Below are 18,428 nucleotides of genomic sequence, written 5' to 3'. Positions count from 1 at the left end.
TCAGCCCACCGCCTGTTCGATGCTGTCCCCGAGCTCCGCCGCCGGAGCGGTGCGTTTGCCCTTGGGCAGCGGTTTGAGCCCGACGGATCGATTGACGATCTCGTCTTTCGGGCCGAAGGCCACCAGCTTGCCACCCTGGACGAAGCCCACAAGATTGACGGATTCCAGCGCCTTGGGGCGATGCGCGATCACCACGACGATGCCGCCGCGCGCCCGGACCGAAGCGATAGCCGCGCTGAGCGCCGCTTCGCCATCGGCGTCGAGGTTCGAGTTCGGTTCGTCCAGCACCACGAGGAACGGCGCGCCATAGAGCGCGCGCGCCAGACCGACGCGCTGACGCTGGCCCGCCGACAACGACGTGCCGAAGGGTCCGAGCTGCGTCTGGTAGCCATCGGGCAGATGGATGATCGTCTGATGCGCGCCCGCAGCCTTCGCCGCCGCCACGACATCCGCATCCGTCGCATCGGGGGCAAAGCGCGCGATATTCTCGGCGACCGTGCCCTCCATCAGCGAAACCTCCTGCGGCAGGTAGCCGATATGATCGCCCAGAAGGTCCACCCGCCATTGATCGAGCGCAGCCCCGTCGAACCGCACATGACCTCGCAGCAGCGGCCAGATGCCGACGATCCCCTTGGCGAGGGTGGTCTTGCCCGAGCCCGAAGGCCCGATCAGGCCGAGCGCATCGCCCGATTTCAGATCGAAGCTGACATCGCCCAGCAGCACCGCACCGGAGCCCGGCGCGACGACCGTCATCCCCTCGACGGTGAAGCTCTCGGTCGGCGCGGGCAAGGCGACCATCGTGTCGTCATCCTCGAGCGTCGCGAGCGTGTCGCGCAGCCGCGCATGGCTGCGCCGCGCCGCCACGAAGCCCTTCCAGTTGCCGATCGCCATTTCCACCGGGGCGAGCGCGCGCGACGCGGCCACCGAACAGGCGATAATCGCGCCGGGCGACAACTCGCCCACGATGGTCAGGTAAGCGCCAAGCCCCAGAAGCGCCGATTGCAGCATCATCCGGGTGACTTTCGACAGCCCGCTGAGCGTGCCGGTGATGTCGCTGGTGCGCGCATGTAGGCGCAGATGCTCGGCATTGGCGGTGTCAAACCGCTCGACCGCGCGGCGCCCGAAGCCCATCGCGTGCAGCACATCGGCGTTGCGCGTGTTGGTGTCGGCGATCATCGCGCGGGCGATGGAGGCCTTCTGCAGCTCCCGGCCCGAGCGGCGCGACATCATCTCGGTGATGACGGTCAGCGTGATCAGAACGCAGGCCCCGCCGATGGTCATCAGCCCCAGCAGCGGGTGCAGCAGATAGACGAAGCCGAGAAACAGCGGCATCCATGGCAGATCGAGCAGCGCAATGGCCCCGGCCCCCGAGATGAAGCTGCGGATCGTGTCGACGTCGCGGCCCCGCTCCAGCGCCTCGGAGGTGGAATAGCCGAAACGCGGCATCTCGATCGCGACGCGATGCGTGAGCGGCGCGAGGCGGTTGTCGATCCGTGCGCCGACGCGCACGAGGATCTGGTTGCGCAGCACATCGAACAGGCCCTGAAACAGGTAGAGCGCGATGGCCAGAACCGAGAGCGCCAGCAGCGTCGGCACAGAGCCGCTGGTCAGCGCCCGGTCGTAGATCTGCAGCATGTAGAACGAGCCTGTCAGCGCCAGAAGGCTGATCACGAAGGACAGGCCGAGAAGAAAGACGATCAGCCCGCGATAGCGGCCGAGACGTTCGGAGACGAGCTCTTCGCTGGCTTGGAAACGGCGACGTGCATTGCTCATGTGATCCTCCCACCAAGATCTTGAGACTTTGAAAAATCACGCCCGGCGGACCCCTCCGCCGGGCGCTACTCCTTAGTTCACCCCGTTGAAATCAGAGGCGTCGAGCATGTGACGGCCCGCGATGTCGATCTCGAAATCGGCATCCAGATCGTCGTCGACATTGCCCGCGACAATCGTGTGCTCGCCGTCGTCACGCATCTCGTAGGAGACCCGCAGCTCGCCCGCGGCGCTGAAATCGCCCGCCGCGAACAGGACGAAGGATTGCGCCCCCGCCGTGCCCTGATCGGCGTCGATCCCGCTCAGGTCGATCTTGTCGCCCGGTGCGAAACCGTTGATCCGGTCGCCATCGGCATCGGCCGCGGAGTTGAAGACGAAAGTGTCGTGGCCGCCGCCGCCATCCATCACGTTGACCGCGCTGTTGGCGATGATCGTGTCGTCGCCGCTGCCGGTGATGACATTCTCGAAGCTGTAGATCTGATCCGCGGTCTCGCCGATCATCACCTGACCGTGGCCGTTCGTGCCGTGGCCAAGATCGACCTCGACCGAGGCCTGGATCGCGGCGTAGTCGAGCGTATCCGAGCCCTCCCCGCCCCAGTAGCTGTCGGCCCCGTCGTTCTCGGTCGCGATCACCGTGTCGTCGCCGTCATCGGCAAAGACCATGTCGCGGCCCTTGCCAGCCTCGATCACGTCGTCGCCCTCGCCGCCGAAGAGACGATCCGCGCCCCCGTCGCCGAAGATCATGTCGTCGCCTTCGTTGCCGAGCGCATTATCCGCGCCGCCGCCTGCGAAGATGACGTCATTGCCCACCATGCCGATGAAGGTCTCGGCGGTGTCGTCGCCGACCAGCACCAGCCCGTCGGGCATCGCGCTGTCGGAGCCGTCATCGCTGCCGCTGCCGCTATCCGAGCCGTCCGGGTTCGTATTGTCCGGACGCGCGCCGTGGCGTGCATCGACAAGCACGTCCTGCGACCGCGTCCCGCCGACCAGAACGTTATCGCCGCCGCCACCGTGGAAGACGATGCGGTGATCAGATTCGAGTTGCGAGATGTCCACGACATCGTCGCCATCATCGCCGTTCACCGTAATCGTCGAGTAGTTCAGGCTGGTGCCGGTGAAGTCGCCTACGATTTCGACATTGTCGCCGCGCCGCCCGCCGGTATTGCCGCCGTCAAGCCCGCCGTTGCCGTTATCGGCGGTCACGTCGAGCGTGTTGATCGTGATCTCCTCGATGTTGGCGAGCTCTGCGATCACCTCGCCATCGCGGGTGATGACGATTTCTGCGGCCGCGTTCTGCACCGTGATGTTGGCCGCCATCGCAGCCGCGACAGTGTAGATCACGAAGTTCTCGCGGGTGTTGTTGCCGGTGACAACGAAGCGGTCCCCCGCGGTGCCATTGGCTCCACCATCCACGAAATCGCGCCCGTCGGGCCGTTCCGGCTGGTTGCGACGCGGATTGGTCACGTTCCAGACGATGGTGTCGTTGCCATCCCCGCCGGTAATCGTGTCATTGCCTTCGCGACCGTAGATCGTGGTGTCATTGGTCGCGCCGGTCAGGTCGATCACCTCGTCCGTCGCATCGCCGGTGACGATATCGAAGGTCTCGGTGACCTGCGTACCCGACGCGTCGGTCGCGCGGATCGTGGCGGTGAGTGCCTCGTTGTCGCCAAGCCCGCCCTGAATGCGGATCTGATCGTCGTTGGTCCCGGTGAGCAACACACCCGGCGAGCCGGAAAGCAACTCGTAGGTCGCCTGACCACCGAAGGGCACATCCGCGCTCAGCCGGGCGATGGTGCCGCCGCCACTGCTGCCGGTCGCGTTCCACATGATGTCCGACATCGGATCGGGATTGAGCGAAATCGTCTCGCCATTCGCGAACTCGGCCCATTCGACGCCGACGAGGATATCCACCCCATCGGTCGCGACCGGGTTGCCCTGATTGTCGGTGCCATTGCGCAGATCGGTGATCTTCACCGCCTGCTGGCCGTTCATCGAGATCAGCTCAATCCGGTAGTCGTCGCGATTGCCGGTATAGAGCGCGGTATCGGTGCCCTCCGTCCCGGTATCGCCGAGGATGTGGCCCAGCGAGCCGTCCGAGAACTGAACGCGGGTGTCGCCCGTGCCGTACCAATCCTCGATGAAGCCGGTCACGGTCACGCTCTGGTCGTGGCGGTTGTCGCCGATCCAGTAGAGGTTCGAGTCCACGATCACGCTGTCGCCGAAGATGAAATCGGCCTGCCCCGTGGTCTCGTCGCCGCCATCGCCCAAGCCGGTCAGCCGGTCGTCCCCGCCGCCGCCTACGAGATAGTTGTTCATCCCGTTCGAGCCGATGCCGTTCTCGTCCGCGCCGGTCAGGTCGTCGTTATATTGCGAGCCGACGAGCCCTTCGAGGAAGGCATATTGGTCCATCAGGACCGAGCCGGTGCCTGCGTTGTTCGAGGTCTGCAGGTTCGCGACGACGTTGATATAGGCGTCCTCGTAGGAGCCGATATCCATGTCGCCCTCGGTGCCATCGCCGTTGAACTCGATCACCGGGTTGAGCTGCGCGGGGCTGTCGCCGTTGAGACGGTCGCCATCGTTCGCGGTCGGACCGAGGCCCCCTTCGAGCAGGTCGTTGCCCGAGCCGCCGTTGATGTTGTCGTCACCCACGCCGCCGACCATCCAGTCGGAGCCGTTGCCGCCGAACATCTCGTCGACGCTGTCGCCGCCATCCATGTAATCGTTGCCGTCACCGCCCATCATCAGGTCGGTGTCGCCCTCGCCATAGAGACGGTCATTGCCGTCGTCGCCGAAGACCTCGTCGATGCCGTCGCCGCCATGTACCTCGTCATCGCCCTCATTGCCATGCGAGGTATCGAGCACACCGGGCCCGGCAAAGATCGTGTCGTTGCCCGCACCGCCGAGGATGAAGTCGTCATTCTCGTAATCGGTGATGTAGTCGTCGCCGTCGCCGCCATAGATATGGTCGTTGCCCTGCGCACCCTCGATGCGGTCATTGCCCTCATCGCCATAGAGCACGTCATCACCCAAGGCCCCGACGATGAAGTCGTCGCCCGAGAGGCCGATCACCGTGATATGGCCGTCATTGGCCGGACCGCCGGGGACGGTTTCGGTCAGTTGGACATTGTCGAAGAGCGTGTATTGTCCGGTCCCGTCGGTCTCGACCACGATGCTCAGGCCCAGGCCTGCGAGATCCGCGGGCACAGCACCGGTGCTCAGCGTCACCATGTCCCAGGCGTCGTCCGTCGTGACGTCGTCGTCATCGAGCGGCGGCGCGAATACGGCACTGGCCAACACGGTGCCGTCCGCGGCCACCAGTTTGACCGTGCCGCCGGTCGCGACATAGCCGATCTTGTCGCCCACCTTGAGCGTCAGGGTGTAGACATTTCCCTCGACGAGGTCCGTGCCGGTGTCTGCCTTCATCGATGCATTGCGACCAAGCTGGGCGACCTGCGTGCCTTCGGGCAGGAAGGGCACCGCAGCTTCGGTGGGCGCCCAGGTGCCGCCGGTGCCGTTGAGGGTCCAGCCCTCGATCGCCCCGTTGAGATAGGTGCCGCGCGCATTGGTCGGGGCTCCTGCCGCGACGAGATCCTGCGCCTCGAAGCCACCATTTGCGAGGGCCACGTCGCGCACCTCGTCGGGCAGCCGCTCCAGCGTCGCGTTGAAGTAGTCGTTATCGCCATAGGCGTCATCGACACCCAGCAGACCGTCGCGCGCATTGTCGTGGTAGTCGCCGCTCGAGGTCGTCCCGTCGAGCACATAGGTTGCCGAGGGCGTGGCGAAGGCGTCCGGGATATGCTCCAGCCCGGTGGTGCGCATGATCAGATGGGCGAATTGCTCGCCGATGATCTGATCGCCCAGATGGTGGCCGACCGGCATCCGGTAAAGGTAGTAGAAGCGGTCGCCATCCTGCAGGCGCTGGGTGAAGTCCAGCATGATGAAGCTGAAGGTGGTGCCCAGCGGGCCGTCGAACATCGCCTGTTCGGCCAGACCGCCGACCCAGAGGTCGATATCCCAGAAGCCCTGATCGCCCTGCCCGCCCGAGAGCGACCAGCCCACACCCGGCGTATAGGTCGGCTCTCCCGAACCGCGCATGAACATCAGCGCTTCGTCATGCAGCGGATCGGAGGCATCGGCTGCGGCATCGAGGATCGCCTGCGCCGCAGCGCGGATTTCGTAAAGCTCGCCCGTGCCCGCCTGATAGGCGTCGCGCGCGGCTTGCAGCCCGAACGTGCCATCCTCGTCCCTCCCATAGGCGGCGATGAAGTTCACCAGCGATTCCGGCGTGCGCAGATGCGCCCCGAAATCTTCCCAGCTGTGATAGGGCGCGATGCCGGAGCCGTTGGTGTTGTTCGAGGTGTTCTGGGTCAGCCCGTCGAAGACTTCCATGCGCAGCTCGTTCAACGTCGGCAGGCCGACATCGCGACCGCGCGCGATATTCAGCGCGGGCAGATCGAGCGGCACACCCACCAACGACTGTTGCAGCGCGGCGGTGACGAATTCGTCCATCTCGTTGCCCTGCTGGGTCAGCAGACCTGCCGCGATCCCGGACGCGCCATAGACGTCGAACTGATCGGGATTGAGGAAGACGTCGAAGAGGCCCTTCTCGACATAGGTCGGCACGTAGCCCGGCTCGCCCGGATTGACGCCCGCCTCGTCGGTCACCGCGATCTGGACGGTCTCGCGCAGCTGCGAATGGCCCAGACGGAACACGGCCTGCGCGAATTCGAGGCTGATGTTGAGGTTGATATCGGCGGAATAGGACACGAATTCCGGCAGCGCCGGGTAGAGCGTGCCCATGTATTGGTCGACCGCGATATGGTTGTATTCGCTCTCGGTGATGATGCGCGCGGCCTGATAGACGCGCTCGCCATCCCAGGTGAGGCTGTCGACGATGGCCTGCACAGCCGCGTCGTCGGTCAGATCGGTGCCAGCCCAGCTGTCGAAGGTGATCTGGTCGATATCCACCGCCAGCCAGCCTTCATTCGCCGCATCCGTGCCGTTCAGCCCGTCGATATCGCCGCTTTCGATCGCATCGCGGACCGCCGACATCATGACGTTTTGCGCCTGAATGTTGTGCTCTTCGTGGAAGACGTGGTGCACCGAGGTCAGCGTGATGTTCTCGTTCACGCGGCCATCGCCCGAGACCTTGTGACGGGCCAGAAGCGAGTCATCGTAGGTGAAGGCGCCCGCATTCGGGTCCGACGCCGGGTCGAGCTCGTTGCCCTGGAAATCGGCGCCCGGCGAAGCGCCATGCGCGATATCCAGAAGGATCGCCTGATTGGTCGTGCGCACCTCGCCGATATCGGCCGCGGCGCATTTGCCCTCCATCGCGTCCTGCAGTGTCCAGCGCACGAAGGGGTCATAGCCCGCAGCTGCCACATCGGCAAAGGAGGTGTAGGTCATGCCCCCGATCTCGATCCCGGTCGTGGAAGCGATCGCTTCGAGATCGGCGATGCTCTGATCCGAGCGGAAGAGGAAATCGCTCTGCGGGGTGAAGTTCATCCGGCCGATCGCATCTGCGTTGATCCACGGGCAATCGAGCACATCCGTGTCGACCAGTTCGATCCCGATCCGAGCCGCATTGACCTTCATGTCGGCCCAGGTCGCCAGCTCGTCCTTGCCCGTGACCTCCGTGCCATCGGGTGCGACTGCTGCCCCCATCGAGACGTCGAGTTCCACCAGATTGCCATTCGCATCGGGGCGGTGGACGATCCCGTCCTCGGCCCCGGTGATCAGCTTGCCGGTGAGGACGCCATTGGCATCGTATTGGCGCAGCAGCACGTTGACCGCCTCATGCGAGCCGTAGGTCTGGCTCTGGTCGATCATCAGGCCGGTATTGTTGTTGTAGAGCGGCGTGACACCCGGCAGCAGGTTGCCCTGATCGTCGAAATCCGTATCGGGGTTCGACAGTTTCGCCCGGCTCAGCATCATCATGTTCGAGACGCCCGGGATATAGGCCGGATCGGCGGGGTCAATCCATAGCGGATCGTTCGGGCTCAGCGGGATCATCACCACGCCGCCGGTCTTCTGGATGAAGTCCAGACCGTGATCGAAGAACTGACCGAAGGCCACGAACCATTCGTTATAGGTGACACCGCCGAGGATGCCGGGGTTCGGCATGAAGGCGGTGGTGATGTCGCCCACGACGGAGTTCGACACGTCCACGGCCGAGCCGCCCAGATTGTTCATCGCGGCCACGGCTGCCGGGTTGTAGTTCGGATCGGTCATGTCGACATTCGAGCTGGTGATCAGCTGCGAGATCAGGCGCGGGGTGGAATCCACCACGACCGAGCTGTTGAGAATGTCGAGCGTCGAACCGTCCGTGCCGAACTGGTATTCGGCCTGCGCATCCGACATTGCCACCATCATCGACATCGCGTCGACGGTCGGAATGTAACCCTCCGCGCCGGGAGCCACGCCATTTGCGTCGGCCACGAACATCGAAGGCGACATCGACATCGGGTTGTCGACCAGCACCTGCTTGGAGGTTGCGACATAATCGGGATCGTCGGGAAGACGGCCCTCGCTGTCGGGCAGCACCAGCGTCACCCACATCTTCTGCACGGTGGCGTAAGAGGTGCCGTATTCCGGCTCGGTCGGGTGATTGGTGGTGAACATGCGCAGGAACTCGGTATCGGCCTGCCCCCAATCGGGATGCACATTGCCGCCGGTCCAGACGATCGTGCCATCCGCGCCGACGGTATAGCCGCCCGCGAGGTTGTTGTTATAGCCCGACACTTCGCGCACCCCGTTCGGGTCGAGCGCGCTCGTCAGTCGCGAATAATCGTTCAGGATATTTGCTTGTTGCAGCAGATAGTCGAGATCGGCTCCGGCCAGTTTGATCGTCATGTCAGCCCCCTAAGACCAAATCGGGCCGCATCGCGGTCCCGTGTCACACCCATCGCCGGTGCTTGGCTCATCAGGAGGCTGTACGAGACGGCACTTACCCCTGTGTCACGTCTCGCGCCGTCACCCCCCACAAGCACGGCGCTTTTTCCTGCCTTCCATCAGGCCAGCAAATCGAGGGGGCGAAAATTGTCTTAGGTCGAACGAGATTTTCCCCTATGGTCGGGGACGCTCCTCGCCAAAGGACGCAAGGGACTATGGGACAAAGGTCTAAGAGCGATGCGACCAAGGTCGGGGGGTTGGGGGCCCCGGACGCGGTGCAGACGGTGCGAAACCCGTTGCGCTGGTTTCTGGGGTTTTCGCTGTCGCTGCAGTTTCTCGTGGGGCTTGGGCTGGTGCTGAGCCTCCTGCTCGCCTCCCTCGCGTACTGGATCAACAACCGTGCGACGACGCGGCTGCTCGATGCCTCTGCCGACACCGCCGCCTTCTACATGCAGAACCTCTTGCAGCCCCACGTGCAGGCGCTGGGCCGATCGGAGGCCCTGCTCCCGGAGGATTTCGCAGCCCTGGATGCGCTCGCGGAGGGGTTTCGCAAACAGGGCAATTTCCTCGCCATCAAGATCTGGAGCCGCGAAGGCAAGCTGGTCTTCGCGCCCGAGACCGGGCATGGCCACGTCCTGCCCGACGACGAGATTTTCGAGGCGCTCGAGGGGAAGGTCTTCGGGCGCTTTCCCGATCTGGAGGACGCCGCCCATGATGCCGAACGCGCGCTGGGCGTGCAGCTCTACGAGATTTACGCGCCGTTGCGCGATCTGGAGACGGGCACGGTCCTCGCCGTGGGAGAGTTCTACCAGAATGCCGACGTGGTCCGGGGTGCGCTGCTGACCTCCGCCAAGACGACCTGGCTCTTCGTCGGCCCGCTCGCGATGATCGTCTTCACCATGCTGTTCCTGATCGTGCGGCGCGGCAGCCTGACGATCGAGCGCCAGACCGTCGAGCTGCGCCGTCAGTTCGCCGAGCGCGAGCGGCTGCTGCTGGGCAATTCGCAATTGCACCGCTCGATTGCCGAGGCAGCCCAGAACGCCGCCAATATCGACGAGCGCGCGAAACGACGCATCGGGGCGGACCTGCATGACGGGGCGTGCCAGCTACTGTCCTATCTGGTGCTGGAGATCGACCGGCTGGAGCATATGATTCGTTCCCCCGGTGCGACCGATGAGCCGAAAGCAGCCGGGATTGTCTCGGAAATCAAGAAAGTCGCGCGCAAGACGATGGAGGAAATCCGTGCCATCTCGGGCGGATTGGTCGCGCCGCAATTCGACGCCGCGCCGACGCTTGCCGCGCTGATCGAAACGCTCGCCACGGACCATGGCCGACGCAGCGGAGCGCAGGTCACACTCGCGCTTGCGCCGAACGCGCCGGAGCTGACCGAGACGACGCGGCGCACCTTGGGGCGGATCGTGCAGGAAGCCCTCGCAAACGCCGCGCGTCACGCGCCCGGCTCAAGCCAGAAAATTGAAACCTATCAAGAAGATGGCTCATTCGTCCTGCGCATCTCCGACAGTGGCCCGGCCCCCGGCCACACCATCGAGCAAGAGCGCGAATACCGCGAGGGTGGGCTTGGTCTGCCGGGGATGCAATTCCGGGCGCAATCGCTTGGCGGAACGCTCGAATTCCGGCGTCTCGAGCCGCAAGGCGCGGAGGTGGTTTGCCGCATCCCACTCGATCCAGACGCGCCCTAAAGGTGACGCGAACGTAATCCTATCGGTCTATAGCGATAGCCAGATCGGACTATTCTGTAAGCGTCTTTCTTTATTGTGTTTATTCAGGACACCTTCATTCTAATGGTCCGGGGGAAGACGGATTTCGCGGCATTCCGGACGGCATGGCCGTCGCGCGTTGGGGAACGCGGTCGCGGGATCGTTTAAGGGGTATTTCCATGTCTGATTTCGTGCCGACGACGGCTTGTATTGTCGATGACCATCCAATTTTCCGGCAGGGGCTGTGTGCCGTCCTGCAAGACGCGCTCGGGATCGACGTGATCGATCAGGGCAGTTCCGCCATCGACGCGATCGAGCTTGCCCGAACGCGCAGGCCGGACGTGATGATCCTCGATCTCAGCATGCCCGGCGGCGGGCTGAACGCGCTGCGCAAGATCATCGACCATGACCCGTCCATGCAATGCATCCTGCTGACCGCCTGCGACGAGCCTGCAACCGCGATCGAAGCGATGAGCGCGGGCGCGAAGGGCTATATTCTCAAGGGCGTGGGCGTCTCAGAACTGCAGGCCGCAATCGACGCGATCCTGCATGGCGGCACCTTCGTCTCGCCCAGCTTCGCGGCGGCGCTGCTGCAGGCGGCGCTCTCGGGTCAGGAGAAATCCGAGAGCGAGAACCTCACCCATCGCGAAATGCAGGTTCTGCGGGAGCTGGAACGCGGCAAGACCAACCGCGAAATCGCCACGCGCCTCGCGATCAGCGAGAAGACGGTGAAGTTCTACATGACGAATATCATGCAGAAATACGGGGTGAAGAACCGCCTGGAGGCCGTGATCGCCCATCGACAGGCGCATGAGCGCGCGCTCTCGTCACGCCCCTATTGATCCGGCGGAGCGTTCCCGCTCCGCCAGAGGGTTTTCCGATTACAGCGCAGTCCAGCCGCCATCGACCGAGATCGTCGTCCCGGTGATCTGCGCAGCCGCATCCGAGCACAGGAACACGGCGGTGCCGCCGATCTGCTCCACCGTCGCGAATTCCTTCGAGGGCTGACGCGCGAGGATGACCTTCTCGATCACTTCTTCCTCGGTCATGTTGTATTCCTTCGCCGTGTCGGGGATTTGCGCCTCGACCAGCGGGGTCTTCACATAACCCGGGCAGATCGCGTTGACGGTGATGTCTTCCTTCGCGGTCTCGAGCGCGGTGACCTTGGTCAGGCCCACAACGCCGTGCTTCGCCGAGACATAGGCCGATTTATAGGGCGACGCGGTCAGACCATGCGCGGAGGCGATGTTGACCACCCGGCCCCAGCCCGCCTTGCGCATCATCGGCAGCGCGACAGCCGTGGTGTGGAAAGCCGAGGTCAGCATGATCGCGATGATCGCGTCCCACTTCTCGACCGGGAAGTCCTCGATCGGCGAGACGTGCTGGATACCTGCGTTGTTCACGAGGATATCGCATTTGCCCGCCTGCTCGATCAGCGCGCGCGCCTCGGCGCCTTTCGACAGATCGGCCTTGATGTAGCGTGCGGTGACGCCGAATTCCTTTGCGATATCGGCGGCGAGCTGGTGGTCCTCATCGCGATCGGTGAAGGAGTTGATGACGACATCGGCACCGGCCCGCGCCAGTTCGCGCGCGACCCCGAGACCGATCCCGGAATTCGACCCGGTAATGACGGCGGTTTTTCCCTGAAGCGACATGTTCTCTCCTTCGGTGGCGATAAGTTACGGATTCGCCGGGATCATGCCGTGCCGCGCCTGCGAACGCCATGCTGCAAGCGCAATACCGCGTGATATCGCGGTGAGGACCTTGTTTTCATGGGGAATGACGTAAAAAAAGACGCCCGCGCTAGGGCGGGCGTCAAGTCATGAGGCAGGTTTCATACAGGCAAGAAACCTATCGAGCAGTGCATCCCTTATAAGCAATCCTGCGCCGCTCTCCAAGGGAAAAGTTTGCGCAGTTTCAAACCTCTCGCTAGCTTGGCGCCAATAAATGCAGGCAAGGCAGGGATTGTTAACATGACGAGATCGGTGTTTTTCCATTTACTCGGCGGGGCGCTTTTCGGGCTCGCCCCTGTATTTACAGGGATCGCTGCCGCGGAGCCACAACCTGCGATTGCAATGTATGGAGAGCCTGCACTTCCGGCCGGCTTTACCCACCTGCCCTATGCCAATCCCGACGCGCCCAAGGGCGGCGAGATCAGATTTGGCGTGGCCGGCATGTTCGATTCGCTTAACCCGTGGATTCTGAACGGGCGTCCCGCAGAGGGAATCAGCCGCTATGTCGCCGAATCGCTGATGGGCCGCTCGATGGACGAGCCTTTCACGCTTTACGGGCTTCTCGCCGAATCGGTCGAGACCGATCCCGACCGCACCTGGGTGGAGTTCACCCTGCGCCCCGAGGCCAAGTTCTCCGACGGCAATCCGGTGACGGTCGCGGATGTGATCTGGTCCTACGAGACGCTCGGGACCGAAGGTCATCCGCGCTACCAGAATGCCTGGTCGAAGGTCGAGAAGATCGAGAAGACCGGCGAGCGCAAGGTCCGCATCACCTTCAAACCCGAGGTGAAGGACCGCGAAATGGCGCTGATCATGGGGATGCGCCCGGTGCTGGAGAAAGCGCAATGGGAGGGGCATAACTTCGCCTCGACCACCAACATGGCCCCGATCGGGTCCGGGCCTTATGTCGTGGGCCGCGTCGATCCCGGCAAATTCATCGAGCTCAAGCGCAACCCCGATTACTGGGGCAAGGATCTGGGCTTCAACAAGGGCCGGAACAATTTCGACACGATCCGCTACGACTACTTCGGCGATGGCGGGGTCGTGTTCGAGGCCTTCAAGGGCGGCGAGACCGACAGCTATACCGAATGGAACGCCGCCGACTGGGGCCGCAATTACAACTTCCCGGCCGTGCAATCGGGCGACGTGATCAAATCGGAGATCCCGAACGGGCGTCCTTCGGGGATCAAGGGGCTGGTGATGAACACCCGCAACCCGGTCTTCGCCGACTGGCGGGTGCGTCAGGCGATGATCGACGCGTTCAATTTCGAGTTCATCAACAAGACCATCAATGGCGGCGCGGAGCCGCGGATTTCCTCCTATTTCTCGAATTCCGAGCTTGGGATGGAGCACGGCCCCGCAGCGGACAAGGTCAAAGCCCTGCTGGAGCCTTTCGCCGATCAGCTCCCGCCCGGCACGATTGACGGCTATACGCTGCCGACCTCGGATGGTGGCGTGCGCAATCGCAAGAACATGCGCGCCGCGGCGAAGCTGCTGGAAGACGCGGGCTGGCAGGTCGATAGCGATGGTGTGCTCAAGAAGGACGGCAAGCCCTTCACCTTCGAGATCGTGCTGCAGCAAGGCGCTGCCGAAACGCAGAGCATCGTCGATATCTACACCGAGGCGCTCAAAAAGCTGGGCATCTTCCCGAAAGTGACCGTGATCGACGACGCGCAATATACGCAGCGCACCAACGCCTATGATTTCGACATGGCATGGTACTGGCGCGCGCTGTCGCTGTCGCCCGGCAACGAGCAGAACCTCTATTGGGGCTCGAAAGGCGTGAAACAGCCCGGCTCGCGCAATTGGATGGGCATGAACTCCCCCGCTGCCGAGGCGATGGTCAAGGCCATGCTCGATGCGAAAAGCCACGAGGATTTCGTCGCCGCGACCCATGCGCTCGACCGAGTGTTGACTGCAGGTCGCTATGTCATCCCGATCTGGTATGCCCCGGTTGACCGCATCGCCCATATCAAGCAGCTTCACTACCCTGAGAAGACCCCGCTATACGGGGCATGGCCGGGTTTCCAACCCGATGTCTGGTGGTATCAAGAGGCAGGACAATGAAAAAACTCATCCTTCTGGCAGCAGTCGCTGCGGCATTGGCAGGCTGCAACACGGTGGCCGGTGTGGGCGACGACATCTCTGGCGGTGCGCGCTCGGTGCAGGGCTGGTTCAGGTAACCTCGCGGATCTGATCACGATATGGAACCGTGCGAGGTATCTTTGCCTTGTGCCTTGCAAAGCCCCCCGGGCGTCCCTTTCTCAGACATAGGGTCGCCCGTGAGACGAGCCGCGAAGAAAAGGATCAAAAGCGATGAAATGGCACCATATCGAGGAAAACTGGGCGGCATTTTACGAGGCGATCGTGGACAAATGGCCCGAAGCCGACGAGGCCGAACTTGACGAGATCGACGGCGATCAGAAGGCCTTCATCCGGTATATCGCCGAGCTGACCGAACAGGAGCCGGCCGACGCGCGCGACGAAATCCGCGACTGGATGCGGGGCGAATTGCCCTCCGACGTGGTCATGGACCCGACCCATGACGGTCATTCGATTGCGCTGTCGGCGAAATATGTCGGCGAGGGCGAAGACGAATATGACGACGACGCCCGCTTCGGCGACGACGACGAAGAGTGAGCGTCGCGCGCCGTTGATCGGTTGCCGGGGGCTCTGCCCCCCGCGGCTCCGCCGCTCCCCGGGATATTTTTGCCAAGGCGAAGCCAGAGTGATGGCGGCGCGTTCGGGCTTGCTCGGGCGCGCGCTGCGTCCTAGCTAGGCTTCATGGAATCCGTTTACCACACAGACCCGATCGCCGCCCCGCCAAGCGCCTTCAACATGGCCGCACATGTTTTAGCGGCGGGGTCCGCGACGCCCGACAAGCTGGCGATGCAGATCGTGAAGCCCTCGGGCGCGCAGCGCTGGTCCTATGGGCGGCTGATCGCGGCGGTGCGCGGTGCGGGGACGCTTTTGCGCGACGCGGGGCTGACACCCGGAGATCGCGTGATGCTGCGGCTGGGCAACGGACCGGAATTTCCAATCGCTTTCCTTGGCGCCATCGCCGCGGGGCTGGTTCCGGTGCCGACCTCGGCGCAGCTGACCGGGGCCGAAATCACCAAGCTCGCAGCCGATCTCGACCCGGCGGCGGTCGTGGCGGGCGACGGGATCGCCCTGCCCGATCATCCGGCGCGCGTGATCCCTGCCGATAGTCTGCGCAAGGCCGAGGACGCCGCGCCCTGCGACTACGCGATGGGCGATCCGAACCGCCTCGCCTATATGATCTTTACTTCCGGCACGGGCGGTTCGGCGCGCGCGGTGATGCATGCGCATCGTGCGATCTGGGCGCGGCAGATGATGTATCGCGGCTGGTATGGCATGGGGCCGGACGACCGTCTGATGCATGCCGGCGCCTTCAACTGGACATACACGCTCGGGACCGGGTTGATGGATCCGTGGACGCTGGGCGCGACCGCGCTGATCCCGGCGGACGGGGTGGAGCCCCGCAGCCTGCCCCTGCTGCTCAAGCGGTTCGACGCGACGATCTTCGCCGCCGCCCCCGGGGTCTATCGCCAGATCCTGAAACATCACGAGACGCTGTCGCTGCCGAAGCTGCGCCATGGGTTGAGCGCGGGCGAGGCGCTACCAGACCCCACGCGCGCGGCCTGGAACGCGGCGACGGGTACCAAGGTCTATGAGGCGCTCGGCATGTCGGAATGCTCGACCTTCATTTCGGGTAGTCCCGATCATCCCACGCCGCCCGGCACCTGCGGCTATCCGCAGGCGGGCCGCCATGTCGCGGTGCTGGGCGAGAATGGGCAACCGGTGCCCCGTGGCGAGCCGGGTCAGCTTGCGATCCATGAGAGCGATCCGGGGCTTTATCTGGGCTATTGGAACGCCCCCGAGGAGACGGCGGCGCGCCGGGTCGGCCCGTGGTTCGTGACCGGCGACACGGTCGCAATGGGCGAAGACGGTGCGATCACCTATCTCGGGCGCGGCTATGATATGATGAATGCGGGCGGCTTCCGGGTCTCGCCGATCGAGGTCGAAGAGGTCATGCATGACTGCCCCGGCGCAGGCGACGTGGCCGCCGTCGAGATCGCGGTGAAGGCCGATGCCAGCGTCGTCGCGCTGGCCTATACTGGCGAGGCGGAAGAAGGCAGTTTGCGCGCCCATGCCGAGGCACGGCTTGCACGTTACAAGCAACCCCGCCTTTACGCCCATATCGCCGCCCTGCCCCGCAACCGTAACGGCAAGGTGCTGCGCTCCGAGATCCGCGCCATGCTGCAACAGGAGGTCACCTCATGATCACGCTCGATATTTTCGCCGATCCCGTTTGCCCGTGGTGCTTCATCGGCAAGGCACGGCTGGACCGAGCCTTGGCGCAACGCCCGAACCACCCGTTCCAGCGCGCCTGGCAACCGTTCGAGCTCAACCCGACGATGCCGCCCGACGGGATGGCGCGCGCGGATTACCTGCAGGCGAAATTCGGTCAGGACGGGGCGGCGAAGATGCATGTGCAACTGCTGGAGATCGCGGAGGCAGAGGGCTACGATTTCCACCCCGAGCGCGTCACCCACCAGCCCAACACGCGCAACGCGCACCGCCTCCTCCATTGGGCGGGTCTCGAAGAGCGCCAAGAGGATGCGATGGAAGGGCTGCTGGCCGCGCATTGGCGCGACGGGCGCAATATCGGCGACGCGACCGTGCTGTGCGAGGTGGCCGAGGCCGCGAAGATGGATCCGCGACTGGTGGAGCGCCTTCTGGCCTCGGATGCCGATATCGACACGATCGTCGCCAAGGAAGCGCATGCGCGCGAGCGTGGGATCAACGCGGTGCCCTCGGTCGTCGTCGCGAACGCCCATCTGGTGAGCGGCGCGCAACCGACCGATTTGTGGCTGCAGGTGATCGACGAGCTGTCCGGCGCCCCCTCCGACGCGACCCAGCACTGACCGCTTTGTCCGGCGTCGCAACCGCCGTCACTATCGCGTGAGGGCACAGGGGGCTGCGCGCCCGGCCCTCTGGCCAAATTGGCGCAGCTCCCTATGCTCGCGCTTCGAATAAATCCGACTTTCGGAAAGTCCCCCAGAATGTCCCAGATCTCTGACGCGCCTCGGGCGCGCACGCCTCTTTCGCTGCCCGAACTGACGGTCATGCTCGCCTCGCTGATCGCGACGGTCGCCTTCTCGATCGACGGGATGCTGCCGGCCCTGCCGCAGATCGCGGAGGAACTGAGCCCCGATGCGGTCAACCGCGCGCAGCTGGTGCTGACCTCCTTCGTGCTGGGCATGGGCGTGGGCACGCTGTTCGCCGGGCCGATCTCGGATGCGCTGGGGCGGCGCAAGACCATCGCGGGCGGGATCGCGATTTACATGGTCGGGGCGTTCGTCGCAGCCCATGCGCAGAGCCTCGAGGCGCTGCTGGCCGCGCGGGTGCTGCAAGGGATCGGCGCTTCGGGCCCACGGATCACCGTGATGGCGCTGGTGCGCGACCTGTTTGCCGGGCGCGAAATGGCGAAGATCACCTCCTTCATCATGATGATCTTCATCCTCGTCCCCGCGGTGGCGCCGTCGATCGGCCAACTCGTGATCGCGTTTGCGGGCTGGCGCGGCGTGTTCTGGGCTTTCATGGTCTTTGGCTGCGTCGGCGTGAGTTGGCTGATGATCCGGCAACCGGAAACGCTCGCCCCCGAGGATCGCCGCCCGTTGAACGTGTCGAAGCTGCGCGCTGCGGCTCTGGAAGTGATCACCCATTCCGATGTGCGGCTCTATATCGTGACGATGACGCTGGGTTTCGGGCAGATGTTCGCGCTGCTGTCGACCGCGCAACAGCTTTACGCGGCGCATGGCGTGACCGACACCTTCCCGATGTGGTTCGCGATCGGCGCGCTGATGGCGGGCACGGCCACGATCTTCAACGCGCGCTACGTGATGCGGCTGGGAATGCGCAAGATCGTCAAAGGGACCTATATCTCTCAGGTGGCGATCTCGGCGGTGATGCTGGTGTTGGTGCTTAGCGGACTGACCGACGGCGCGTCGGGCTTCCCGTTCATCTTCGTCTATTCGGTCTCGGTCTTCGCAATGGCGGGCCTGACTTTCGGGAACCTGAACGCGCTGGCGCTGGAGCATATGGGCCATATCGCCGGCATGGCGGCCTCTATCGTGGCCGCGATATCGACGGTGGGCGCGGTGGTGATCGCAGCCCCCGTGGGTCTGTCCTTCAACGGCACGGCGCTGCCAATGGTGGTCGCGACGTTGATCTGTTCGAGCCTCGCCTGGTGGCTGATCCGCAAGACGCAGGAGACCGACTGACGGGGCTT

Annotated in this window: 11 protein-coding genes; 8 read left to right on the top strand and 3 right to left on the bottom strand. The window is 64.1% G+C overall.

Annotation, left to right across the window (positions count from 1 at the left end):
- Both BMI91_RS13315 and BMI91_RS13310 read right to left on the bottom strand, forming a co-directional pair.
- Nucleotides 1-1,773 (bottom strand): type I secretion system permease/ATPase, encoded by a 1,773-nt coding sequence (locus tag BMI91_RS13315; protein ID WP_078572321.1) that lies wholly within the window; start codon nucleotides 1,771-1,773, stop codon nucleotides 1-3.
- Nucleotides 1,774-1,845: 72 nt separating this feature from the next.
- Nucleotides 1,846-8,622, bottom strand: coding sequence for a peroxidase family protein (locus tag BMI91_RS13310; protein ID WP_078605345.1), 6,777 nt, complete (start codon nucleotides 8,620-8,622; stop codon nucleotides 1,846-1,848).
- Nucleotides 8,623-8,957: 335 nt separating this feature from the next.
- Between BMI91_RS13310 and BMI91_RS13305 the strand changes: the two genes are divergently transcribed.
- Together BMI91_RS13305 and BMI91_RS13300 are read left to right on the top strand one after the other, a co-directional pair.
- On the top strand, nucleotides 8,958-10,361 hold the full coding sequence (locus BMI91_RS13305; protein WP_158522161.1) for a sensor histidine kinase: 1,404 nt from the start codon (nucleotides 8,958-8,960) through the stop codon (nucleotides 10,359-10,361).
- A 197-nt stretch (nucleotides 10,362-10,558) separates the two neighbouring features.
- Nucleotides 10,559-11,221, top strand: a complete 663-nt coding sequence (locus tag BMI91_RS13300) for a response regulator transcription factor (protein ID WP_158522160.1) — start codon at nucleotides 10,559-10,561, stop codon at nucleotides 11,219-11,221.
- A 39-nt stretch (nucleotides 11,222-11,260) separates the two neighbouring features.
- Here BMI91_RS13300 and BMI91_RS13295 read toward each other — a convergent pair whose 3' ends face one another.
- Nucleotides 11,261-12,034 carry a 3-hydroxybutyrate dehydrogenase gene (locus BMI91_RS13295; RefSeq protein ID WP_078520656.1) on the bottom strand — a complete coding sequence of 258 codons (774 nt, stop codon included), beginning with the start codon at nucleotides 12,032-12,034 and terminating at the stop codon, nucleotides 11,261-11,263.
- A 318-nt stretch (nucleotides 12,035-12,352) separates the two neighbouring features.
- Between BMI91_RS13295 and BMI91_RS13290 the strand changes: the two genes are divergently transcribed.
- The 6 genes from BMI91_RS13290 (at nucleotide 12,353) to BMI91_RS13270 (ending at nucleotide 18,420) form a co-directional block, all read left to right on the top strand.
- On the top strand, nucleotides 12,353-14,179 hold the full coding sequence (locus tag BMI91_RS13290; RefSeq protein WP_078605341.1) for an extracellular solute-binding protein: 1,827 nt from the start codon (nucleotides 12,353-12,355) through the stop codon (nucleotides 14,177-14,179).
- Complete coding sequence (locus BMI91_RS20315; protein ID WP_338113616.1) at nucleotides 14,176-14,295, top strand: lipoprotein; 120 nt, start codon at nucleotides 14,176-14,178, stop codon at nucleotides 14,293-14,295. The genes BMI91_RS13290 and BMI91_RS20315 overlap by 4 nt, the downstream gene beginning before the upstream one ends.
- Nucleotides 14,296-14,428: 133 nt before the next feature.
- Nucleotides 14,429-14,752, top strand: a complete 324-nt coding sequence (locus tag BMI91_RS13285; RefSeq protein WP_078520654.1) for a hypothetical protein — start codon at nucleotides 14,429-14,431, stop codon at nucleotides 14,750-14,752.
- Nucleotides 14,753-14,896: 144 nt separating this feature from the next.
- Entirely contained in the window at nucleotides 14,897-16,417 is a 1,521-nt protein-coding gene (locus BMI91_RS13280; protein WP_078605339.1) for a class I adenylate-forming enzyme family protein, read from the top strand.
- Nucleotides 16,414-17,061, top strand: a complete 648-nt coding sequence (locus tag BMI91_RS13275) for a DsbA family oxidoreductase (RefSeq protein WP_078605337.1) — start codon at nucleotides 16,414-16,416, stop codon at nucleotides 17,059-17,061. Before BMI91_RS13280 ends, BMI91_RS13275 begins: the two co-directional genes overlap by 4 nt.
- A gap of 138 nt (nucleotides 17,062-17,199) precedes the next feature.
- On the top strand, nucleotides 17,200-18,420 hold the full coding sequence (locus BMI91_RS13270) for a multidrug effflux MFS transporter (protein WP_232621594.1): 1,221 nt from the start codon (nucleotides 17,200-17,202) through the stop codon (nucleotides 18,418-18,420).
- The last annotated feature ends 8 nt before the right edge of the window (nucleotides 18,421-18,428 follow it).

Source organism: Thioclava sediminum (assembly GCF_002020355.1).
Classification (GTDB): domain Bacteria; phylum Pseudomonadota; class Alphaproteobacteria; order Rhodobacterales; family Rhodobacteraceae; genus Thioclava; species Thioclava sediminum.
Note: the sequence above shows the minus strand (reverse complement) of the source record. Positions and strands in the feature narration are given on the sequence as shown.